The following is a 20,554-nucleotide window of genomic DNA, read 5'->3' as shown; positions in this document are numbered from 1 at the left end:
TGGAGAAGACATTCATGTCACGAGTATGCCAAGTAACTGGTAAGCGTCCAGTAACGGGTAACAACCGTTCACACGCACGAAATGCTACTAAGCGTCGTTTTCTGCCGAACCTACAAACTCATCGTTTCTGGGTAGAGAGCGAAAAACGTTTTGTTAAACTACGTCTATCTGCTAAAGGTATGCGCATCATCGACAAGAAAGGTATTGATACTGTTCTTGCAGACATGCGTGCACGTGGCGAAAACGTTTAAGAGGAAATAAGCAATGGCAAAGAAAGGCGTTCGTGAGAAAATCCGTCTAGTATCTTCTGCAGGTACAGGCCACTTCTACACAACTGATAAGAACAAGCGTAACATGCCAGGCAAATTTGAGATCAAAAAGTTTGATCCAGTAGTTCGCCAGCACGTTATGTACAAAGAAGCAAAAATCAAATAATTGGTTTCAGTCTCTTTGATGAATTGAAAAACCCAACTTTCGAGTTGGGTTTTTTATTACCTGAATAAAAGTGCTGAAGATAAAGTGTTCAGTACGTCATCGGATTATAAAGTACTGCTGAAGTTATTTTACTGGTCCGACTCTATACTCGAATTTTTAATTTATCGTCCTATACCGCTTGGTCACCGCTTCTCTACATACTTGCACACCATTGTTCTAGTCAACCCCAATACTCTTTGGTAGTTTACTCATAACTATAAGAGAGTAGAGATGGTTATGCGTGTGAGTCCGGCTCGTCGCCGCCGATGGAACAATATTCTTATTCTGGGCATTATCGCGTTTATAGTGATCTTAAATGCGCCGATGTGGATCAAAACTTACCTATTAACAGACCAAGCAGACCCTTACCCAAATGTACTTCGCTCCGACTATACGGTGGAGTCTTTGTACTATAGTGGCTGGGAGTTTGAACTGCATGATGGACGATGGCAATCCAACATCAAAGTTGATGCACCGATCAGTGAACTTGTATCACGCTGGCAATCATTGGAAGGGACCGAGCTCACCTCAGAACAGTACGATCATTTAAAACCTAACCTGACGGTACCTGAAACGGTAGAAGTTTGGTATCAGGATCTCGAAGATCCGCAGCGGGTGACTTTCTTTCGTTTACCTGATTTTTGGCTATTTAAAACCTGGCAAGACAAATGGGTCGCTATCTCCGTCGATGAAAACTACCTTATGCCAGAGTAGAGCCTTTTTGCGCCTATACCCCTAATAAGCTTCCCTATTTATCGTTTTTCTTTTCGATTATGCTAGCAGCGAGAACTATTAGCCGGTGAATTGGAGAATCTAATGCCTGAGTTGCCAGAAGTTGAAGTCAGTCGTATGGGAATTAGCCCCCACATGGTTGGACAAACGATCCAGTCGTTTACTTTTCGAACGCCTAAATTGCGCTGGGATATTCCTACAGAGCTTAAAAAATTGGAAGGGCAGGTGATCCGTGCGATTAGTCGTCGTGCGAAATACTTACTGATCGAGACAAACACAGGTACAGCCATTGTTCACTTGGGCATGTCTGGGTCTTTACGTGTCCTAGATGCTGACTTTCCGCCAGCAAAGCACGATCATGTGGATCTCAAACTAAGCAGTGGAAAAATACTGCGTTATAACGATCCGCGTCGTTTTGGGGCATGGCTGTGGTGTGCTCCTGACGAGTCACATGCTGTACTAGCAAACATGGGGCCTGAGCCTTTAACTGAAGAGTTCAATGCGGAATATGTAGCGGAGAAAGCTAAAAATAAGCGTGTCGCCGTCAAGCAGTTCATCATGGACAACAAAGTCGTGGTTGGTGTCGGGAACATCTACGCGAATGAGTCGTTGTTTAAATCTCGAATTCACCCTTCAAGGCCTGCAGGTAAGCTAACTTCTCAAGAGTGGGGGTTACTTGTTGAAAATATCAAAATGACACTTGAGATTGCCATTACGCAAGGTGGGACTACGCTGAAAGACTTTGCGCAAGCCGATGGAAAGCCGGGTTACTTTGCACAAGAGTTATTGGTTTACGGAAAAGCCGGAGAGCCATGCCCAGAATGCGGCGAACGACTTCAAGAGCTAAAAATAGGGCAGCGTAATACCTTCTTTTGTGGTGAGTGTCAGAAGTAAGACGAGCTAATATCGAGCTTAAGTTGTTGTAATCTTGCGCTAGAGCCTCAATAATTCAATCAGTTTCGAATAACTTAGTAAATTATATGAAAGTCATTTATCCGGGCACTTTTGATCCAGTGACTAATGGTCACCTCAATCTAATAGAACGTACTCACGAAATGTTTGATGAGGTTGTGATTGGCGTAGCCGCAAGCCCATCGAAGAACACCATGTTTTCATTGGAAGAGCGTGTTGCACTGATGCAGGACGTTGTAGCGCATTTACCTGGTGTGACGGTAAAGGGGTTCTCTGGGTTATTAGTGGATTTCGCGAGAGATGAGCAAGCTAAGGTTCTTATTCGTGGTTTGCGAACAACGGTAGACTTTGAATACGAGTTTGGACTGACCAACATGTATCGAAAGCTGTTACCAGGTATCGAAAGTGTATTTTTGACACCTGAAGAAGAGTTTGCGTTTCTATCGTCGACTATCGTGAGAGAAGTGGCCATTCATGGCGGAAGTATCGATCAGTTCGTTCCCAAGCCAGTAGCCATCGCGATTGGGGAAAAACTGAATGAAAGACAGTAAATTCCCTTATTATTTCTCAAACGCTCTCTCGATACTTATCCCTCGTTTTGTATATCGAGCACAAGCCAAGCGTTTACTTTCGAATTTAACTGAAGCCGAGAAGCAACTCTGCCTGGAGCGGGTGAACTATTACAACAAGTGTGAAACGCCGTTTTCAGTCGATAGCCGAGAACAAAGTTACGCGACTGTCGATACATTCAAAAAAACGAAAGGTTGGACGTATTTTTTCGATCTTCGCCAAGTTGTACGCTATTTCCCTTCCAGTTTTGCGTTTAACTACATCAACGGTGATGTTACACACATTCCCAATGTACCGAGCTTTATAAAAAGCCGCCCTATTTTTGGTAGCAACCAAAATTCAGTGGTGTTGAAACTTAATCAAGTTCGTCATTTTAAATTTATTGATGATCCTGTTCGCTATCAAGATAAAAAGGACATGGTAGCGTGGCGTGGCGTGGGTTTTCAGCCGCATCGTAAAAAGGTGATTCATGCGTTTTACAACCATCCGCAATGCAATATTGGCCAGACCCGCCCGGTAGAAGGGAAACCATGGGAAAAGGGCTTTATGAGTATTGAAGAGCAACTGCAGTATAAGTTTTTGCTCTGTATAGAAGGCAATGATGTGGCCACCAACCTTAAGTGGGCTATGTCGTCTAACTCCTTGGTTATTATGTCAAAGCCAAAATATGAGACTTGGTTTATGGAAGGTAAGTTAGAGGCAGGCGTCCACTATGTTGAAGTGAAGGATGACTATTCGGATTTGCCCGAAAAGATGGATTATTACCTAGCGAATGAGCAAGAAGCATTAGCGATCATTGAAAATGCGCACCAGTGGGTTGAGCAGTTCAAAGATAAACGTAAAGAGCGTTTGATCTCATTGATGGTTGCCGATAAGTACTTCGCTTTATCTCAGCAACAATAAAAAAGGGGCGAAACGCCCCTTTTTTATAATCTTAAGCTTCTAGAAATTGATCAACACCATTCTCACAGCGTTTAAGCTTGTTTTTAATGGTGTTCTCTAAAATCTCATCATTTTGTCCGAGTGACGCACGAGAGTTTTCTACGTGGTACAAGTGGTAGCCTACACCTGCGAATTTTAGGTAAAGACGTGACTTACCCGCATTCAACATGCGATGAACAAACTCGCTGTCTTCGCGTCCCCATCCAACAAAATCTTGGTTGAAGCCATTCACCTCGATGACATCTTGTCGCCAAAACGCCATGTTGCAACCGCGAGTGGCTTTATCGTTATTGCGCTCGTAAGAGAACCATTTCGATAGCAAAGCGTTGGTGATGCAGTTTTTACGATTGCGAATGCCTTTGCTGAAAATGGAAGGCACTAAGCCGTTTTCCATGATGGCCTTGCTGCAGCTTTCATCCGTTAACACACGTCCACCCTGCACAAACCAATTTGGTTTTGCGACTTGCTTATGTGATTCAATAAACGTTTGGGACAGCACCATGTCGCCATCAATCATGATGAGGTAGTCACCTGATGCTTTGGCGATCGCACGGTTGCGGCTCATTGAAAGCTGAAAGCCATTATCCTCGTGCCAACTATGAATCAGTGGAACCGGAAAACCTTCATGCATTTGGTCAACCATTGCTTTGGTGTCTTCTCGAGAGCCATCATCTGCAACAATTACTTCGTCAGGCAAAACGGTTTGACGTTTCACGCTTTCTAACACCGCTTTTAATGCTTCTTTCCAGTTGTAAGTGGTGATAATTAAAGTCGTTTTCATGATTTTTTTGCCTGTTCACGTAAGTAGAGATCGATATATTTTACAAAAGTAGAGTGCATGCTTAGCCAAGCTAGAATGAAGCCATGTTTGCCATCAAGGAAACCTCGTTTGAGAACATACATCTTCAAAAAGCTCGCAAGAGCGTGAACGATAGCGGTCGTTAACCCCGCTTTCTTTTTTCCTTCCCGTTCATCTGTCCAGGCCTTGAGGTATCCAGTGGTTTTATTGATGTAATGATGAAGGTGCTCGTAAGTGTAGTGATGCAGTCGACCATCCAGTTTTTCAGTTTGATAGTTTTTCTCATCAACTTTTTCATGAACGAGCGAATCATTATATTGTGTATATTCGGTGCGATATAAGCGCACAATCCAGTCTGGAGACCAACCAGAATGGTAGATGAACTTACCAAACGCTGAGCTTAGTCGATTAAGTTTATATAAAACGTTCGGCTTATTGGCTGATACCGCGTGTAAGATACTTTCTTTTAGCTCTGGAGTGACTTGTTCGTCCGCATCAAGCCACAAAACGTAGTCTGCTGTAACGTATTGCTGCGCCAGTTGGCGCTGTTTACCGAATCCTGGCCAATCTAGGTTGGTGTAAAACTTATCTGTGTATTGTCGGGCGATTTCTTCAGTGCGATCAGTGCTGCCCGAGTCTAGAAGGACAATCTCATCGACCCAATCTTTTACTGTGTCTAGACAAGCTTGTAAGTGCTTCTCTTCATTTTTTACAATTAAGGCAACGGCTAAGGTTGGTTTGGACAAGGTCATTTCCTTCTTAACAAATCAAGACAGTAAGTTTACTGGTATTGAGGATACAAATCTTCTAAGACTTGATCGAACATGCTCATTACTTGAGTGTTGGTAATGCGGTTCATTGCCGTTTCATCTTTAGCGCGAGTTCGCCAGCTTAACTCGTGACTGTTTTTGCCTGTTTCCGCAAAGATTGTTTCTTCATACACTGAGACAACGTATTTTAGATAACGGTAAGGTCCCACTCGCAGCGGATTATGGTGTGCATAGAGCCCGATGATTGGCGTTTTCATGGCATTCGCCATGTGTGCTGGTCCGGTATCGGGGGCGATGACCATTTCAACCTTATCTATTAACGCAAGCATTTGCAGAATTGAACTTTGTCCAACTAAATTTAGACACGGTTCTTCCAAGCGAGATTGAATGGCTTCTGCCAGATCCAATTCTACCTGAGCAGGGCTACCTGCCAGAATCACGTTCCAGCCTTTTGTTCTGGCGTGATGAATCACATCCACATAACCTTCCGCGTTCCAGTTTTTATAAGCTTTGCTCGCACCAGGCACAATCAGCAGGTTAGGTTTACTACGAGAAATATGAGACTCTGCCCAAGCTTGGTCGTGGTCTGAATAAGAAAGTACCCAGTCTAGTTCTGCCTTTGGTACCCCAATTTGATGGGCAAAGGCCATTAAGCCATCTGCGACATGCAGAGATTGCGGGGAAGGCACTTTGACATTGGTAAATAGTGTTTGAAAGTCCTGGCTTCTATCAGAAGAGAAACCAAGTTTGTATTTTGCTTTAATGCCCAACGTTGCGACACTCGCTCGAATCGCGTACTGCATATGCAATAGCGCATCAAACTCTCTGCCTTTCAGCTGTCGCCAAAGTGATTTGTAGCCATCAAGTCCCGCTTTTTTATCAAAAACAATCACTTCTACACCATCGATGGCGGCTAATAACTGGGCTTCAAGTTTACCCGTTATCCAAGTAATCTGGGTCGAAGGCCAGTGTTTCTGAATAGCTTGAATGGTGGCGATAGTATTGCAAACGTCTCCGATAGCGGACAAACGCAAGACGCATAGTGACGATGGGGCAGAAGTGAACATAATTATTGTCTGATTCGATGAATAGAGGCAGGTAAATTATGCAGACATCCCCAATAAATGTAAAATACACGGCTCGAATATAGCTAAGTACTGATAAGTGTTCTGCAATGTCAAAGACAACACCACATCAATCGCAAGAATCTGGCAAGCCGGGTAACACCGGACTAAAGCGCATCGTTAAAGCGACGGGTTATTCGATCCAAGGATTAAAAGCGGCTTTTAAGCATGAAGCTGCCATTCGACAAGAGTTGGCTCTGTTGAGTATTGCTGTGATTTTGGCTTGGCTAGTGGATGTCGGCATGGTTGAGCGTATCTTAATGATCGGGGTCGTGGTATTAGTCTTGATTGTAGAGCTTGTAAATTCAGCGATTGAGGCGGTAGTGGATCGTATCAGTATTGAACGGCATGAACTCAGTGGTCGAGCTAAAGATATAGGCTCTGCTGCCGTTATGGTTGCTTTGGCGTTTGCTGCATTTACTTGGTTGTATATATTAGCCAGCCGATATTTAGGCTAGAGGGTGAGCGTATGACTCAACAGTATAAAAACAACAACCAAGTGATATGGTTTGATGACGAGATCATTACAGACCCTAGCCAACCGATATTTGATGCGGAATACTGGCAGTCCTCCGACAAGGTGGTTGGCAGTGCGACGGGGCGAGGCACGACATGGTTTATCCAACTAGAGAGCATGCAAGCGGCACTACGTCATTACCGTCGTGGCGGTTTGTTTGGAAAGTTAGTTAACGATCATTATTGGTTCTCTGGCTGGGATAACACCCGTTGTGCGCAAGAGTTTCAGCTTTTGTTGGCGCTAATTGAGGCTGGGGTGCACGTTCCTCGTCCTATTGCAGCAAGAGCCGTAAAGTCAGGACTCTTCTATCAAGCTGATTTATTAAGTGAGCGAATCCCAAACGCCAGAGATCTGGTTAGTATCTTGCAAGAACAGTCTTTATCGGTAGAAATGTATCAGAAAATAGGGCAAGAAATTGCCAAGATGCATCAGGTTGGCGTTAACCATACTGATTTGAATATCCACAATATCTTGATCGACGACAAAGATAAGGTATGGATTATCGATTTTGATAAGTGTCGTTTTGAAACTTCTGGTGACTGGAAGCATCAAAATCTAAATAGACTTCTGCGTTCATTTAATAAAGAGCGTTTAAAGCGACAGATTATTTGGCAAGAATCCGATTTTGAACATTTTCAGGACGGTTATGCTTCTCAATCTTAATTGAGTTTTTTATCATTTTATGTTGATTGCTCTAAGTAAGCCTTCTTGAGTCTAACGATGCTCGAGTGAGTCTATAAACTACAATAATCATAAAGTATTCATGTGTATCTGATGGCACAAAAATTAACGTAGGTAACATTTGTAATGAAAATATTAGTAACCGGTGGAGCAGGCTTTATTGGGTCAGCTGTTGTCCGACATATCATTCGTGACACCCAAGATACCGTCATCAATTTAGATAAACTGACCTACGCAGGGAATCTAGAATCACTGGTTGATGTCTCAGAGAGTGAACGTTACTACTTTGAGCAAGTAGATATCTGTGACCGAGCTGAACTAGATCGCGTGTTTTCAGAGCATCAACCCGATAGGGTGATGCATTTGGCCGCCGAGTCTCATGTCGATCGCTCTATTGATGGTCCTGCTGCTTTTATTGAGACCAACGTGATGGGCACTTACCATTTGCTTGAAGCGGCTCGTCAATATTGGTCGGGCTTAGATGAAGCGCGCCAATCGGCATTCCGTTTTCATCATATTTCTACGGATGAAGTGTATGGTGATTTAGAGGGAACGGATGATTTGTTCACCGAAACCACTTCATACGCGCCGAGCAGCCCATATTCTGCATCTAAAGCTTCGAGCGATCACCTGGTTCGCGCTTGGCAACGTACTTATGGCTTACCAACACTTATCACTAATTGCTCCAACAACTATGGCCCGTACCACTTCCCAGAGAAGTTGATCCCTCTGATGATTTTAAATGCCCTCGATGGCAAGCCGTTGCCTGTGTATGGTGATGGTATGCAGATCCGAGATTGGCTGTTTGTGGAAGACCATGCTCGCGCGCTGTACAAAGTGGTCAACGAAGGTGAAGTCGGTGAAACCTACAACATTGGTGGCCATAACGAAAAAGCCAACATCGAAGTGGTGAAAACCATTTGTGCTTTGCTTGAAGAGCTGCAACCAAACAAACCTGCAGGTGTTGAGTCTTATGAATCTTTGATCACGTATGTGAAAGATCGCCCAGGTCATGATGTGCGTTACGCAATTGATGCCACCAAGATTGCTCAAGAGCTTGGCTGGACGCCAGAAGAAACGTTTGAAAGCGGTATTCGCAAAACCGTGGAATGGTACCTCAATAATCCGCAATGGTGGCAACGCGTGCTTGATGGTTCATACAGTTTAGAGCGATTAGGAGCGGGCGAATAATGAAAGGCATTATTTTAGCAGGTGGCTCGGGCACTCGCCTTTACCCTATTACACGCGGTGTCTCTAAGCAGTTACTGCCGGTTTATGACAAACCAATGATTTACTACCCGTTGTCGGTACTCATGCTAGCTGGTATTCGTGAAATCTTGATCATCACCACGCCAGAAGACCAGGAAGGATTTCAGCGCCTATTGGGTGATGGCTCAGAGTTTGGCATTGAGTTGCAATACGCGATTCAACCAAGCCCAGACGGCTTAGCTCAAGCGTTCATCATTGGCGAAGAATTCATTGGCGATGATTCAGTATGTTTAGTGCTGGGTGACAACATCTTTTATGGACAAGGGTTCACTCCGAAGTTGCAGCAAGCTGCTGCTTTGACGGAAGGTGCGACGGTCTTTGGCTATAAAGTGAAAGATCCTGAGCGCTTTGGTGTGGTGGAATTTGATGAAGAGATGAGAGCGCTATCGATTGAAGAGAAGCCATTCAAGCCAAAATCCAATTACGCCGTTACCGGACTGTATTTCTACGATAACCGCGTCGTGGACATTGCCAAAACTATTCAACCGTCTCATCGTGGCGAGTTAGAAATTACGAGTATTAACCAAGCTTACTTAGAGCAAGGGAAATTGACGGTTGACGTGCTAGGGCGCGGCTTTGCGTGGTTAGACACGGGGACACATGGCAGCTTGCTTGAAGCTGCTCACTTTGTCGAAACGATCGAGAAACGACAAGGTTATAAAGTGGCTTGCTTAGAAGAGATTGCTTATCGCCGAGGGTGGTTAACACGAGATCATATTCAAGCTGCAGGAAAAGCCTTATCTAAAAACGATTATGGCCGCTATCTTCTAGAGTTATTGGAAGAATAAATGTCAAATATACCGCTAATATCTTTTCAGAAAATGGGTGATGAGCGAGGTTCACTAATCTCGTTAGAGCAACACAAAAACATTCCGTTTGATATCAAACGTATTTACTACATTTTTGATACACAAAGCGGTTTAGCTAGGGGCTTTCATGCACACTACGACTTAGAGCAAGTCGCTATCTGTATGAAAGGTAGCGTGACTTTCGTCATTGATGATGGCACCACGAAAGAGAAAGTGACGCTTTCATCTCCCGATGTAGGACTGCATATCAAAGGCTTAAAATGGCGTGAGATGCACGACTTTTCTGAAGATTGTGTGCTAATGGTTGTCGCTAGTGAATTGTATGATGAAGCCGATTACATACGCGATTATGCTGAATTTTTGAATGTGGTAAACAAACATGCTGAAAAGTAAGACAATACAACTTCGCCTTGTTCAAGAAGATGATGCAGAGTTTATAACTCAGCTTCGAGGTGATGAAAAATACAATACACACTTGTCCAAATGCGATACAAGTGTTGAAGCACAAAGATTATGGATAAGAGCGTATAAAGAGGACGAGCAACAAAAGAAGCAGTTTTACTTCATTATAGAGAGGCTAGATGGAACCAAATGCGGAACAGTTAGACTTTACGACTTTAAAGGTGTTTCTTTTTGTTGGGGAAGTTGGATCCTGAATCATGAAAAAACACGTTACGCTGCCCTCGAAAGTGCTCTTTTAGTTTATCAATTTGGCTTTGATGTGTTGGGTTTTAAAAAATGCCACTTCGATGTTCGCAAAGATAACCATGCGGTAAACAAATTCCATGAAAAGTTCGGTGCTCGACTCGTTGGCGATACAGACTTGGATTATCTTTATGAAATATACCCGTCAGATATTGAGCCAATGAAATTGAAGTGTGAAAAAATCCTAGGTAGATAATGAACGTTAATTTTTTAGAGCTAAAGCGCTTAAATGCCGAGTACGAAGACGAATTGAAACAAGCCTGTGCACGCGTGATTGAATCTGGCTGGTATATCCTTGGCAAGGAAACGGAACAGTTTGAACAAGCATTTGCTGACTACTGTGGTGTTAAACACTGTATAGGCGTTGCGAATGGCTTAGATGCTTTAACACTGACGTTAAAGGCTTGGCGAGAGCTAGGAAAAATCAACAAAGGTGATGAAGTTATCGTACCGGGTAATACCTATATCGCATCGGTATTGGCGGTCACCGAAGCGGACTTGGTTCCGGTGTTTGTGGAGCCGGATGAGCAGACGCACAATATCAGTCCTGAAGCGATTGAAGCGGCGATTACAGAAAAGACGAAAGTCATTTTGCCGGTGCACCTGTACGGCCAGTTGGCCGATATGCCAGCGATTATGGCGTTGGCAACAAAACACAATCTTCTCGTGTTGGAAGACAGCGCCCAGTCTCATGGTGCGACACTTGATGGTAAGAAGTCTGGAGCATGGGGTGACGCCTCAGGCTTTAGCTTCTATCCGGGTAAAAACCTAGGTGCATTGGGTGATGGTGGCGCTATTACGACCAACGATGAAGAGCTTGCCGAAACCTTGCGTGCCCTTCGAAACTACGGTTCACATGTTAAATACCAGAATCTTTATCAAGGATTGAACAGTCGTTTGGATGAAATTCAGTCGGCGATGTTGTCAGTGAAACTGAACTACCTTCCAGCGCAGACGAAAGCGCGTCAGGAGCTGGCGGCATTTTACTTACGCGAAATCAACAACCCGAATATTATCTTGCCGGAAGTGACAGAGCCTGAGGCACATGTATGGCATTTGTTTGTGGTGCGAACTTCACACCGAGATGCATTGGTTAAGCATTTATCAGAGCATGGTATTCAAACACAAGTACATTACCCGATAGCGCCGCATAAACAGCAGGCTTATAAAGAGTTTGGTCATCTGTCATTAGCGTTGACTGAGCAGTTACAAAATGAGGTGCTGTCATTGCCAATGTCGTCCTACTTGAGTGAAGACGAGAGTCAAGAAGTAGTCGATGCAATCAACTCTTTTAAGGTTGAGTAATGACACAAGAGCATGTGCAAGTATTAGAAGACGTGGTTTATGTCTTCTTTTGTTATAAACAATCTCGTTATCTTGAGAAAACATTGCCAGCGGCATTGAACCAGACCGTGTGGCCAAGCCAATTATTGATCTTGGATGACTGTTCACCTGATGATAGTCATAAAATAATTCTATCGCTTTTAGAGTTTGCGCCTAAAGGATTAAATATTGAATATCGCCACAATAAGCAAAATGTTGGTTTAGTTAGCCAAATCAACTCCTTGCGGGGGCAATACCAAAATAAGCTTATTATTGTACAAGCTGGCGATGATATAGCGATGCCGAGCCGAGTTGAGGAAACTTATGAAGCCTGGTTGAAAAATGGCAAACCAAGCTTAATTATTGGTGGTTACGACAAAATTTCTGAGCAAGGCGATGTTATTGAGTCATTCGAATCGATTAAGCAAAATAAAAAGCCGTACACACTCGAAAATATTATTAATAGAAAGTGTGCAGTAGATGGTTGTTGCGCCGCTTTTACCTCTGATGTACTGAACGAGTTTGCTCCTTACAACAAAGACATCATCAATGAAGATCGCATCAATGTCCTTCGAGCCTTTTTGTTAAATGGTATTCATCATGAAAACAAAAAATGGATCCAATATCGATTGGGTGGCATATCAACGTTCGCAAAAGAAACACGTGAAGAAAGGTATGACAACACAGTAATTAATGCTCAGCGTGAACTGCAAGATCTTAAAATGAACTTGCGAGATGCAGAGAGTAAAAACGCCACTAAAGTTGTGAGTGCGATTAAAAAGCGTATGTGTACCGCTGAGTTTATGGCATCACTTTCACAATCAAAGTCTGCTTTGTACAGCGAAGCGATTTGTTATTTTGTTAAAACGCTGGATTATCGAACGGTTTTAAAAGTTTTGCGTAGGTTAAGATGAATAAAATTAAAAATATAAAGCAATCGATAAGTATGAAGAGGCATTTTTCTTCAACTTTCCGTTCATTCAAAAAGCGAAGCGATAAAAGCACTGATTCACCTAAAGACTTTTATCGTACACATGAGAAATGTACGGTTTTAGGTAATGGACCATCCTTAAAGTCAGATATTAATAGTATTGGTACAGATAGTGATGTGATTGCTGTTAATCATTTCTCAGAGTCTGAGCATTTTACGGCGTTGAAACCTAATAAATATATTTTAATTGATAGCTATTTCTGGGATGAAACCACCCATAGCTCTCTGGTGGAAAAAAGAGATAAATTGTTTAAAGATCTAAATGAACTTGTGTCTTGGGAAATGCAATTGATTATTCCTGACTTTGCTGACAGAGAGTTCATTCAAGGCAATATCAAAAACAGCAACATAGCGATAAAAGTGCTGCGAGCAATTCCTAGTAATGTAACTAATATTAAATATGGCCCAATGGCACTATCTTCTGGTATCGTCGCACCTCCAGCTGTCAATGTGCTTATCTTTGCTGTGTATGTAGCAATTCTATGTGAATATGATTCAGTGGAAATATTTGGAGCGGATATGAGCTTCCATAATGATGTCCATGTTGATCAAGAGAGCAACCAGCTTTATATGGTCTACAAGCATTTCTATGGAAAAGAAGAGAAGTTGCCGCTCCTAGAAAATCCTCAAAAGGTCAAACCTTTTAATATGACGGACTTGATGCGATTAACTTTCTTGACGTTTTATGCACATCAACTGTTAAATAAATGGGCCGATCTCAAAGGGGTAAAAATCGTGAATAGGTCTAGTTTCTCTATGATCGATGCTTATCCTAGACGATGAAATGACAGGTAAATAGACGCTACAATTGTAATGTCTATTTACCGATGATCATTTATTTTTCTGTAACCACATAGATTCAGCGAAAGTAAAGTCCTCTGGCCAATCTATATCAATTGAGCTCTCTGCATCCTGTATGTACATCGAAGGCTTTAGTCCAATTCGATCATTTAGCTTTTTGTAGTTTTCTACACTATTTAAAAAGACTGAGCTATCGATTTCATAAAGAGGTTCAATTGTCTGAGTTCTAGGCCATTTTTCTATATTACGATCGTAGCTAATTGGCTTATCTTTATTCCAAATAAACCCACGTAGTTCTTTGACCGTCATTAATGAATCATAACCTTCCGTGAGTGCTTGATTATACTGTTTGATAATAGCGCTATAACCTGACTCGTCTAAGAATGGTGAGGTTACATGAGTCCAAAGTACGTGACCCGTAGTAATAATCGAAGGAACATATCTAATAAGATCATCAGTGCTTGTTGAACTTGCCCCTAGGTGCTCTGGGCGTTCATCTATTCGTATGCGAGAATCTTTATATGTTGAAGCAAACTCTAGAACAACGTCGTCGTTTGAAGATACGACTATCGAATCTAGATCAGTTATATTGATTAACTGATCCAGTTTGATTTTTAGCAACCCACCTTTTACACCAGCAAAGTCTTTGGTGTTTTTGTTTGGGATACGTTCACTGCCTTTTCGGCATGGTAAAAAGACATGGACACTCATGCTTACCAACTCCTTAGAATATTGAAACCTTCACTTTTTGATAAGCTTTCAAGCTCTTCTTTTACATTTGAAAAAGGAAGATAGCCAAGAAAATCAATATTATTCTCTTTGGCTGCGTGAAAGTCTGATAATGCGTCACCGATCATTAGAGCCGTGCCTGAAGACTCCTTTAGGATGGTTGCAACGTTATCTGCTTTCGCGGTAGGTGATCCTAGAATTAACGTAAAATATTGCGCCAGCTTTCTTTTAACAAATACTTCTCGTAATTCGTCTTGAGCAGATCCACTCGCTACATAGAGTTTGGCTGGGCAATCTGTAATTGCTGCAATAAAATTAGGCGTTAGTTGAGCTTCCATGTATAGCTCTTCACACTGCTTTGAGTAGAAGCTTAGTATACGTTCGTACAATGCTTCATCTGTATTTAGGATGAAATGTTCAACAAAGTAACTCACATGATGAAAACGCGATTTGCCAAAATTAGCTTTAAAGTAATTGCAACAATTGTCTATTTCGAGCTCTGATACTTGGGCCATGCGTAAAGCACTACGCATGGCATCAATTTTGAGGTTATTTGAGTCTAGGATCACGCCATCGCAGTCAAAAATAACAGTATCATAGCCATTAAATAGCGGGTGCATAAATAGACCCTGCTTTTACTGGATAAGTGGTTGGGGTTAACGCTTGAATTGATGTACTTCCAAACTGTTGACTAACCATGCTAAAGATCTCATTCATTTCCATTTGGCGTCGGTCAGTCACATCATAACCATCAAACCCAACGAGAGATATCTTCTGCGCTTGACCTATAAAAGCGATACATAACGCATATGCAGCGGTATTATCATACGGTAGTGTACAGTAGTTTTTATGGGCGGTGAGAGTATCCTTCTCTATGGTGCTACTGTAATCAATCATAGAAATATTACTAAATTTACTTAGCTCGTCTTCGTCAAAGCGGTTCTTTGGCAAAAATACGGGTTTGGCTACCTCTGAGTAATGGCTGCTTTCTGACAAGTATTTAGAGTTATGAGATACAGCAAAGTAATCGAAAAGCTCAGTGTCAATCTCATGCTTTGTATTGATGCCAATTACGATAGGCTTTCGAGTTTTAATGTATGTTTCGATCGCGACTCTATGTGTTGCCGTATTGGGCGTATTAGTGACCAGTAAGACTTCTTTTCCTGAAAAGATACCTGATAGATCTGATTGGCTTTCAGTCGGTTGGCTTATTTTCCCTACAGTAAGCGCTTCTTCTAAGACATCACCATTATAGCTTGTTGTACCTTCTAGCTTTTTTAAATGCTCGATAGCACCAACAATTTCTTCTGTTCCGTAATTAGGATTTGAAAGCATATTCTGGATGTAAGTTGGGTGAATATCGTTTTTGGCCCCCAAGTAATATAGAAGGCTTGAGCCCCAACCGTATCTTCTTTGCATTGGCTCAAAATGGCGAATAACTAGTTCATATATTGCTGTTGGCAAGTATTTATCTAGTCCATCAAGTTCGGCGAGCAGGTTTTCGGTCTGGGCATTCCCAGCGCCTCGTCCCATTCCGGTAACGGTCACATCCAACCATGTAACACCATTCGAACGAGCAGTCATCGTATTGGACATTGCTTGACCCATGTTGTTATGGGTGTGGATACCAATGTCGCCATCCCAGTTTTGCTTTACAATTTCGGCAATGCGAGTGACTTCTGCACCATCCATATTTCCGAGAGAGTCAGCAAAATAGATAACATCAGGGGTTGCTTTTGCTACCGCCTGTACCTTTTCCGCAATAACTTGGGATGGTTTTCCGCCCGCTTGCATCAGATTTAGGCCAACGATATACCCCATTTCTTTGAAAGCTTTAATCATGCTTTCACACTGCTCTGCTTCATTGAAATGTGCCGCGATACGAACGAGATCAACTTTACTTTCTTGTGCTGGTACAAAAAGATCATTGATGGCAGCTTCAACAGGCTTACCCGCATCTAGCAAAGTTTTTGCATCAACCATTACGCCATATGTCGGACCTTTCGGTAGGTGTAGCGTGTTTAGAAACTCTTCAGTCGTATAAGCAAATGGACCACTGTAAACAGATTTAGGATAATTACGAAGCCCTAATTCAACATAATCAATTTTAGCTTTTGCAACTGCAGTGAGGTAAGCGTCAACGACTTCTGGTGAAAAGTCCCAGTGATTATAGTAGCCACCATCGCGAAGAGTACAGTCTAAAATTTTTTGCATAATGGATATTCTTTTTAAGTTAAACAGGTAATGTGCTTAGTACAGTAAAACATACAAGCTTAATAGTAAAAGTGAGGTATTTATCAAACTAATTATTAAGTTATTACTTATCACTTTGTGGGAGTGAGCTCATTGTTCGGTTTAGAGCGCCTTGATTGGATGAGGCCCATTTATTAGCATGCAAAGCTCGGAGTAAATATTTATCTTGTTGAGAAATGATCTCTGTAGTCCTTAGGGCAAGGGTCGTTGAGTCTGGCACAATTAAGATACCATCCACAGCTAGTAAGTTTTCAACAATCTCCTTAAAGTTGAAATAGCTAGGGCCAGTGATTATGACTTTTTCTAACATGGCAGGCTCTAGCACATTGTGCCCACCAACCTTATCTCCAATTAGGCTACCGCCCATAAAGCAGATGTCCGCTGCACCCATCAACGTTAGCATCTCACCCATAGTATCGCCGAGATATACTTGAGTATTCGTCTCTACTGCATGAGTTGAAGTGCGACGCACAGTGTTAAAGCCTTGCTGTTGGCAAAGCGTGAATACATCATCAAATCGTTCTGGATGGCGAGGAACCAAAACGAGTAAAGCATTTGGATGAGATTTTAAAACTTGTCTATGTGCATCTAATACCTGTTCGTCCTCGCCTTTGTGGGTGCTAGCTGCAATCCAAATCGGACGATCGTTTCCAAGTTGGGCTCGAAGCTGCTGTCCTTGCTGTTTCACTTGCTCTGATATTTGAATATCGAACTTAATCGAGCCAGTAACGGATAGTTTCTTTTTCTCAACGCCTAAGCGTTCGAAGCGCTCTGCATCTGAATCCGTTTGGCAGAGTACTTGAGTTAGGCATGGATGAAGCTGGTTAAAAAGCCGCTGTATTTTGGCGTAGTTCTGACACGATTTTTCAGATAGGCGAGCATTCACGACTGTTATAGGGATACCCGCTTTGTAAACATGGTGAAGCGTGTTTGGCCACAGCTCAGTCTCAATGATCAACATTTGTTTTGGTTGTACTGATTTAAGAAAACCTTTGATAGCAAAACCAAAGTCAATTGGCATATAGCGGTGTTCAATTAAATCACCCAACTTAGCAATCTGTTCAGCTCCGGTACTTGTTGTTGTAGTAACTAGAATAGATTGTTCGGGGTTTTGTTCCTTAAGGGCTTTAATTAAAGGTGTTGCTGCTATGCTTTCACCAACAGATACGGCATGTATCCAAATAGGTTTGTCGTTGCTTTTTAGCTTGGGAGTTATGCCAAAGTGCTCTTTCCAGCGAGAGCCAAACTGAGGCTTATTTGGTTTGCTCTTGTACAAACCAAATAAAAGCAGCGGTGACGCTAGGGCGAGTAGTAAGGTATAAACAATACGAACTAACATGAGCTTATCGTAATGGCGTCAAGTTTTTGGATGCTATCTAGCACTTGCTTAGGCGAAAGTTCTGTCAAGCACTTAAGGTGTTTGTATTGACATTCACGCTGGAAACAAGGGCGACAATCAATATCGGTATGAACAATCTCCACTTTTTCTGCGAGTGGGGGGGTGTACTTCGGTGAAGTTGAGCCATACACGGCAACAACATTACAACCAACCGCAGCTGCCACATGCATTAAGCCTGAGTCATTTGCGACAACAGTCTTACATGCAGCAAGTAAGTCGACTGCTTCAATTAAGCTGGTTTGGCCTGCCAGAACATGAATGTGCTCATGGAATTGCGTCGGAACAAGTGCGCGAATATTGTTACAAGTCTCTAAGTCTTTTTGAGAACCAAACAACCAGATTTGATGCCCAGATCGAGCCATTTGTGTCGCAACTTCAGCGTAGTGTGTTTCGGGCCATTTTTTTGCGGGACCAAACTCTGCTCCTGGGCACAGTCCGATAATTGGTTGGTCTTGGGCTAAGTTGAACTTTTTGATCGTGGCTTGTTGCTCTGCCGCGTTGATTGCAAGGCGAGGGCGAGGTAAGGTTTCAAGCCCGCCAAGAGAGTTAGAATCCACCATTTCTGCTTTTGGATAAGCTAACGCTACATAGCGCTCTACCATGTACTGAAAAGACTTCATGTTAGGGCGTAAGTCATTCAATAAACCATAGCGCATTTCTCCTTTCCAGCCAGTACGAAGAGGAATGTTGGCAAACCATGGGATCAGTGCTGATTTCGCTGATTTAGGCAAGATATAGGCGTGGTCATATTGCTTTTCACGTAATGATTTACCAATTTCCCTGCGGCCTAATAAGTTAAACTCACCATGACCGATAGGCATTTCAATCGCTTGGTGGATTTCTGGCATACGATCAAGAATCGGTTTACACCATCCTGGAGCGATAACGTCAATTTGGCTATCTGGATGGCGTTGCTTTAATACGATATATAACGATTGCGACATTACCATATCGCCGACCCATGCAGGGCCAATGACTAAAATCTTCATGCTTTGTTTTTCCAGTATAGGAATTTCAAAATTGACTCATAAGTTCTAAAAAGTTCAGCGTATATTTTATTCGCAAGAGTCATTTTGGATTTATCTTTTCTTTTACCACCAATCGTCGAAGCAATCTCTGCTCTAGTAAAGAGATCTGGAGACACGCTGTAAACTTGAACACCATGTCTCCATGGTTTTTCCATGTAGTCATCGACTGGTTCAATAAACTCTTGAGCATGCATAACAAACTTTGAGGCTGCTTTAGGTGTGACGATATAAGCGGTGGTACCACAAGTGCCTGCTGAGTATCCCCCTAGCATATGATTATCATCAATAGGTACGATTGGGGTGAATACACGCTTCTGAGTGGCAGACAACTTGATGTAGTCATAATTAGAAGTCAATGGAAGGGTATGTTCGAGTACTTGCTTCAGCCCTTCTACGGGGTCGACGTTGTCTTCTAAGATGACGATCGGTTCATCAAGCTCAACACAGCGAACCCACAACTCGTAATGGCTTGCAAAACAGGCGACTTCACTGGTTTTTAATTGATACCCTTTGCGGCGTAGAGTAATGGTAGGACGACTTTTTTCTGAATGAAGAAAACGGTCAACAGAGCCATCTACTGCATCAAAAAATTCAAACGTAATGCCTTGTTGTTTTAACTTTTCTTCAATACGTTCTCGGCGATCTAGCGATCGAGCCAAGCTTACGACAAATACTTTCACTGCACTTTCCAGTCGCTGTTATATCTTGGTTTAAACAAATTGTAATAGTTATTGCCGTCTTCTTGAGAGTGCAGCAACTGTAGTACCCACATATATTGTTCGGGTTTATCACCGACAAAATATTCAATGGCTTCATTACAGGTACGAGCGTCTTGCTCTTCGCCTTTATCCAGCTCAAACGCTGGTAAAATCTCAATATCAAACGTACCATCTTCAGTGTTCATCGACGCAAATAGAGGCAGTACTTTTGAGCGTGATAGTTTCGCAATTTTGCCTAAACCAGGTAGCGTTGCTTTACGTGTTGCAAAAAAATCCACAAACACACTATGCTCTGGGCCGTGATCTTGATCGGGTAGGTAATACCCTACATAGCCATCTCGAATGGATTTCAGGAAAGGCTTAATGCCACCTGAGCGTTCATAAACACGGCCACCGTATTGGACTCTTTGCTTGTGCATTAGCCAGTCAGCAACATCATTCTTTTGTTTCTTCGCCATTGCAGAAACTGGCATTCCCATTGACGCGAGCAAGATAGCAGGCACATCAATTGCCCAAGAGTGGGGAACCATTAAAATCACATTTTCGTTGTTATCAATGTGCTGTCGTAAAATGTCTAGGCCGCGAATTTGGCAACGGTTCTGAAGCCATTTTGGTGAGCGTAAACTTAGTAACCCGAAGCGAAAAAAGAACATGGCTGCTGTGTAGAGTGTTTTTTCTATCAAAGCTTCACGTTCTTGGAACGACTTTTCCGGAAAACACAGCTCAAAGTTAACCCTCGCTCGGTGAGCTGGCCCCTTGTGGGATTTCGACAGTTTTTTGGCTATGGTTTTCGCCAACCACTTTTGTAAACCCAGTGGCATTAATGATAAAGGTAAAAATAAGATAACACCTAACCACGTGCCCCAGTACTTAGGCGACAGAAAGTGGCGCTTAAACTCAGGGTTATATGCTTTAGGGTCGAAGTCATCACGTTTTATGGTCATGGCGTGTCTAGTTACCTATTCGTGTACGGGCGAAGTGGTTTAAATGAGAAAAAAGATAGTTAG

25 protein-coding genes are annotated in these 20,554 nt (G+C 42.6%); 15 read left to right on the top strand and 10 right to left on the bottom strand.

Annotation, left to right across the window (positions count from 1 at the left end; genetic code table 11):
- Positions 1–14 precede the first annotated feature (14 nt).
- The 6 genes from rpmB (at position 15) to R7P67_RS14450 (ending at position 3,591) form a co-directional block, all read left to right on the top strand.
- Positions 15–251 (top strand): 50S ribosomal protein L28, encoded by a 237-nt coding sequence (rpmB, locus tag R7P67_RS14475; RefSeq protein ID WP_005384783.1) that lies wholly within the window; start codon positions 15–17, stop codon positions 249–251.
- Positions 252–264: 13 nt separating this feature from the next.
- Positions 265–435 carry a 50S ribosomal protein L33 gene (gene rpmG / locus R7P67_RS14470; protein WP_004410866.1) on the top strand — a complete coding sequence of 57 codons (171 nt, stop codon included), beginning with the start codon at positions 265–267 and terminating at the stop codon, positions 433–435.
- 276 nt (positions 436–711) lie between these two features.
- Complete coding sequence (locus tag R7P67_RS14465; RefSeq protein WP_262652849.1) at positions 712–1,188, top strand: hypothetical protein; 477 nt, start codon at positions 712–714, stop codon at positions 1,186–1,188.
- Between the two features lie 102 nt (positions 1,189–1,290).
- The gene (gene mutM / locus R7P67_RS14460; protein ID WP_239945670.1) at positions 1,291–2,100 is read left to right on the top strand and encodes a bifunctional DNA-formamidopyrimidine glycosylase/DNA-(apurinic or apyrimidinic site) lyase; all 810 of its coding nucleotides are present in this window, start codon (positions 1,291–1,293) and stop codon (positions 2,098–2,100) included.
- Positions 2,101–2,186: 86 nt separating this feature from the next.
- Positions 2,187–2,669 carry a pantetheine-phosphate adenylyltransferase gene (coaD, locus tag R7P67_RS14455; protein WP_005395788.1) on the top strand — a complete coding sequence of 161 codons (483 nt, stop codon included), beginning with the start codon at positions 2,187–2,189 and terminating at the stop codon, positions 2,667–2,669.
- Complete coding sequence (locus R7P67_RS14450) at positions 2,656–3,591, top strand: glycosyl transferase family 90 (RefSeq protein ID WP_053307285.1); 936 nt, start codon at positions 2,656–2,658, stop codon at positions 3,589–3,591. The genes coaD and R7P67_RS14450 overlap by 14 nt, the downstream gene beginning before the upstream one ends.
- Before the next feature lie 31 nt (positions 3,592–3,622).
- On the opposite strand, the gene R7P67_RS14445 is transcribed toward R7P67_RS14450, so the two are convergent.
- From R7P67_RS14445 to R7P67_RS14435, 3 genes are read right to left on the bottom strand one after another with little or no spacing between them, the layout of a single operon-like run.
- Complete coding sequence (locus R7P67_RS14445) at positions 3,623–4,411, bottom strand: glycosyltransferase family 2 protein (RefSeq protein WP_262652848.1); 789 nt, start codon at positions 4,409–4,411, stop codon at positions 3,623–3,625.
- On the bottom strand, positions 4,408–5,175 hold the full coding sequence (locus R7P67_RS14440; protein WP_005395793.1) for a glycosyltransferase family 2 protein: 768 nt from the start codon (positions 5,173–5,175) through the stop codon (positions 4,408–4,410). Before R7P67_RS14440 ends, R7P67_RS14445 begins: the two co-directional genes overlap by 4 nt.
- Positions 5,176–5,210: 35 nt before the next feature.
- The gene (locus R7P67_RS14435; RefSeq protein ID WP_262652847.1) at positions 5,211–6,266 is read right to left on the bottom strand and encodes a glycosyltransferase family 9 protein; all 1,056 of its coding nucleotides are present in this window, start codon (positions 6,264–6,266) and stop codon (positions 5,211–5,213) included.
- A gap of 107 nt (positions 6,267–6,373) precedes the next feature.
- Between R7P67_RS14435 and R7P67_RS14430 the strand changes: the two genes are divergently transcribed.
- From R7P67_RS14430 to R7P67_RS14390, 9 genes are all read left to right on the top strand, one after another.
- Positions 6,374–6,781 carry a diacylglycerol kinase gene (locus tag R7P67_RS14430; RefSeq protein WP_262652845.1) on the top strand — a complete coding sequence of 136 codons (408 nt, stop codon included), beginning with the start codon at positions 6,374–6,376 and terminating at the stop codon, positions 6,779–6,781.
- A gap of 11 nt (positions 6,782–6,792) precedes the next feature.
- Positions 6,793–7,503: a 3-deoxy-D-manno-octulosonic acid kinase gene (locus tag R7P67_RS14425; protein WP_171345965.1), complete on the top strand. Its 711-nt coding sequence runs from the start codon at positions 6,793–6,795 to the stop codon at positions 7,501–7,503.
- Between the two features lie 144 nt (positions 7,504–7,647).
- Positions 7,648–8,712 (top strand): dTDP-glucose 4,6-dehydratase, encoded by a 1,065-nt coding sequence (rfbB, locus tag R7P67_RS14420; RefSeq protein ID WP_132936688.1) that lies wholly within the window; start codon positions 7,648–7,650, stop codon positions 8,710–8,712.
- Entirely contained in the window at positions 8,712–9,578 is an 867-nt protein-coding gene (rfbA, locus tag R7P67_RS14415; RefSeq protein WP_025520720.1) for a glucose-1-phosphate thymidylyltransferase RfbA, read from the top strand. Before rfbB ends, rfbA begins: the two co-directional genes overlap by 1 nt.
- Positions 9,579–9,992 (top strand): sugar 3,4-ketoisomerase, encoded by a 414-nt coding sequence (locus tag R7P67_RS14410; protein WP_005489486.1) that lies wholly within the window; start codon positions 9,579–9,581, stop codon positions 9,990–9,992. It abuts the gene before it with no gap.
- Entirely contained in the window at positions 9,979–10,500 is a 522-nt protein-coding gene (locus R7P67_RS14405; RefSeq protein WP_017634982.1) for a GNAT family N-acetyltransferase, read from the top strand. The genes R7P67_RS14410 and R7P67_RS14405 overlap by 14 nt, the downstream gene beginning before the upstream one ends.
- Positions 10,500–11,609: a DegT/DnrJ/EryC1/StrS family aminotransferase gene (locus R7P67_RS14400; RefSeq protein ID WP_017634981.1), complete on the top strand. Its 1,110-nt coding sequence runs from the start codon at positions 10,500–10,502 to the stop codon at positions 11,607–11,609. The genes R7P67_RS14405 and R7P67_RS14400 overlap by 1 nt, the downstream gene beginning before the upstream one ends.
- Positions 11,609–12,541, top strand: a complete 933-nt coding sequence (locus tag R7P67_RS14395; RefSeq protein ID WP_017820715.1) for a glycosyltransferase family 2 protein — start codon at positions 11,609–11,611, stop codon at positions 12,539–12,541. Before R7P67_RS14400 ends, R7P67_RS14395 begins: the two co-directional genes overlap by 1 nt.
- Positions 12,538–13,401 carry a hypothetical protein gene (locus tag R7P67_RS14390; RefSeq protein ID WP_017820716.1) on the top strand — a complete coding sequence of 288 codons (864 nt, stop codon included), beginning with the start codon at positions 12,538–12,540 and terminating at the stop codon, positions 13,399–13,401. Before R7P67_RS14395 ends, R7P67_RS14390 begins: the two co-directional genes overlap by 4 nt.
- A 48-nt stretch (positions 13,402–13,449) precedes the next feature.
- Here the strand turns inward: R7P67_RS14390 and R7P67_RS14385 are convergent, their stop codons facing one another.
- The 7 genes from R7P67_RS14385 to lpxM all read right to left on the bottom strand — a co-directional run bounded on the left by R7P67_RS14385 (position 13,450) and on the right by lpxM (position 20,491).
- Positions 13,450–14,130 carry a cytidylyltransferase domain-containing protein gene (locus R7P67_RS14385; protein ID WP_262652844.1) on the bottom strand — a complete coding sequence of 227 codons (681 nt, stop codon included), beginning with the start codon at positions 14,128–14,130 and terminating at the stop codon, positions 13,450–13,452.
- Between the two features lie 2 nt (positions 14,131–14,132).
- Positions 14,133–14,768, bottom strand: coding sequence for an HAD family hydrolase (locus R7P67_RS14380; RefSeq protein WP_239945669.1), 636 nt, complete (start codon positions 14,766–14,768; stop codon positions 14,133–14,135).
- Entirely contained in the window at positions 14,752–16,362 is a 1,611-nt protein-coding gene (locus R7P67_RS14375; protein WP_053303379.1) for an aldolase catalytic domain-containing protein, read from the bottom strand. The genes R7P67_RS14380 and R7P67_RS14375 overlap by 17 nt, the downstream gene beginning before the upstream one ends.
- A 103-nt stretch (positions 16,363–16,465) precedes the next feature.
- On the bottom strand, positions 16,466–17,740 hold the full coding sequence (gene waaA / locus R7P67_RS14370) for a lipid IV(A) 3-deoxy-D-manno-octulosonic acid transferase (protein ID WP_167415628.1): 1,275 nt from the start codon (positions 17,738–17,740) through the stop codon (positions 16,466–16,468).
- The gene (waaF, locus tag R7P67_RS14365) at positions 17,734–18,789 is read right to left on the bottom strand and encodes a lipopolysaccharide heptosyltransferase II (RefSeq protein ID WP_167415629.1); all 1,056 of its coding nucleotides are present in this window, start codon (positions 18,787–18,789) and stop codon (positions 17,734–17,736) included. Before waaF ends, waaA begins: the two co-directional genes overlap by 7 nt.
- Positions 18,786–19,508 carry a glycosyltransferase family 25 protein gene (locus R7P67_RS14360; RefSeq protein WP_053807624.1) on the bottom strand — a complete coding sequence of 241 codons (723 nt, stop codon included), beginning with the start codon at positions 19,506–19,508 and terminating at the stop codon, positions 18,786–18,788. The genes waaF and R7P67_RS14360 overlap by 4 nt, the downstream gene beginning before the upstream one ends.
- Positions 19,505–20,491: a lauroyl-Kdo(2)-lipid IV(A) myristoyltransferase gene (gene lpxM / locus R7P67_RS14355; RefSeq protein WP_017634970.1), complete on the bottom strand. Its 987-nt coding sequence runs from the start codon at positions 20,489–20,491 to the stop codon at positions 19,505–19,507. The genes R7P67_RS14360 and lpxM overlap by 4 nt, the downstream gene beginning before the upstream one ends.
- Positions 20,492–20,554: the final 63 nt, after the last annotated feature.

The organism is Vibrio sp. Vb0937 (assembly GCF_033338855.1).
Note: the sequence above shows the minus strand (reverse complement) of the source record. Positions and strands in the feature narration are given on the sequence as shown.

What these genes read in the sequence shown, in the direction of transcription:
- rpmB (WP_005384783.1), top strand. Translation starts at nt 15, where the DNA reads ATGTCACGAGTATGCCAAGTAACTGGTAAGCGTCCAGTAACGGGTAAC.
- rpmG (WP_004410866.1), top strand. Translation starts at nt 265, where the DNA reads ATGGCAAAGAAAGGCGTTCGTGAGAAAATCCGTCTAGTATCTTCTGCA.
- R7P67_RS14465 (WP_262652849.1), top strand. Translation starts at nt 712, where the DNA reads ATGCGTGTGAGTCCGGCTCGTCGCCGCCGATGGAACAATATTCTTATT.
- mutM (WP_239945670.1), top strand. Translation starts at nt 1,291, where the DNA reads ATGCCTGAGTTGCCAGAAGTTGAAGTCAGTCGTATGGGAATTAGCCCC.
- coaD (WP_005395788.1), top strand. Translation starts at nt 2,187, where the DNA reads ATGAAAGTCATTTATCCGGGCACTTTTGATCCAGTGACTAATGGTCAC.
- R7P67_RS14450 (WP_053307285.1), top strand. Translation starts at nt 2,656, where the DNA reads ATGAAAGACAGTAAATTCCCTTATTATTTCTCAAACGCTCTCTCGATA.
- R7P67_RS14445 (WP_262652848.1), bottom strand. Translation starts at nt 4,411, where the DNA reads ATGAAAACGACTTTAATTATCACCACTTACAACTGGAAAGAAGCATTA.
- R7P67_RS14435 (WP_262652847.1), bottom strand. Translation starts at nt 6,266, where the DNA reads ATGTTCACTTCTGCCCCATCGTCACTATGCGTCTTGCGTTTGTCCGCT.
- R7P67_RS14430 (WP_262652845.1), top strand. Translation starts at nt 6,374, where the DNA reads ATGTCAAAGACAACACCACATCAATCGCAAGAATCTGGCAAGCCGGGT.
- R7P67_RS14425 (WP_171345965.1), top strand. Translation starts at nt 6,793, where the DNA reads ATGACTCAACAGTATAAAAACAACAACCAAGTGATATGGTTTGATGAC.
- rfbB (WP_132936688.1), top strand. Translation starts at nt 7,648, where the DNA reads ATGAAAATATTAGTAACCGGTGGAGCAGGCTTTATTGGGTCAGCTGTT.
- rfbA (WP_025520720.1), top strand. Translation starts at nt 8,712, where the DNA reads ATGAAAGGCATTATTTTAGCAGGTGGCTCGGGCACTCGCCTTTACCCT.
- R7P67_RS14410 (WP_005489486.1), top strand. Translation starts at nt 9,579, where the DNA reads ATGTCAAATATACCGCTAATATCTTTTCAGAAAATGGGTGATGAGCGA.
- R7P67_RS14405 (WP_017634982.1), top strand. Translation starts at nt 9,979, where the DNA reads ATGCTGAAAAGTAAGACAATACAACTTCGCCTTGTTCAAGAAGATGAT.
- R7P67_RS14400 (WP_017634981.1), top strand. Translation starts at nt 10,500, where the DNA reads ATGAACGTTAATTTTTTAGAGCTAAAGCGCTTAAATGCCGAGTACGAA.
- R7P67_RS14395 (WP_017820715.1), top strand. Translation starts at nt 11,609, where the DNA reads ATGACACAAGAGCATGTGCAAGTATTAGAAGACGTGGTTTATGTCTTC.
- R7P67_RS14390 (WP_017820716.1), top strand. Translation starts at nt 12,538, where the DNA reads ATGAATAAAATTAAAAATATAAAGCAATCGATAAGTATGAAGAGGCAT.
- R7P67_RS14385 (WP_262652844.1), bottom strand. Translation starts at nt 14,130, where the DNA reads ATGAGTGTCCATGTCTTTTTACCATGCCGAAAAGGCAGTGAACGTATC.
- R7P67_RS14380 (WP_239945669.1), bottom strand. Translation starts at nt 14,768, where the DNA reads ATGCACCCGCTATTTAATGGCTATGATACTGTTATTTTTGACTGCGAT.
- R7P67_RS14375 (WP_053303379.1), bottom strand. Translation starts at nt 16,362, where the DNA reads ATGCAAAAAATTTTAGACTGTACTCTTCGCGATGGTGGCTACTATAAT.
- waaA (WP_167415628.1), bottom strand. Translation starts at nt 17,740, where the DNA reads ATGTTAGTTCGTATTGTTTATACCTTACTACTCGCCCTAGCGTCACCG.
- waaF (WP_167415629.1), bottom strand. Translation starts at nt 18,789, where the DNA reads ATGAAGATTTTAGTCATTGGCCCTGCATGGGTCGGCGATATGGTAATG.
- lpxM (WP_017634970.1), bottom strand. Translation starts at nt 20,491, where the DNA reads ATGACCATAAAACGTGATGACTTCGACCCTAAAGCATATAACCCTGAG.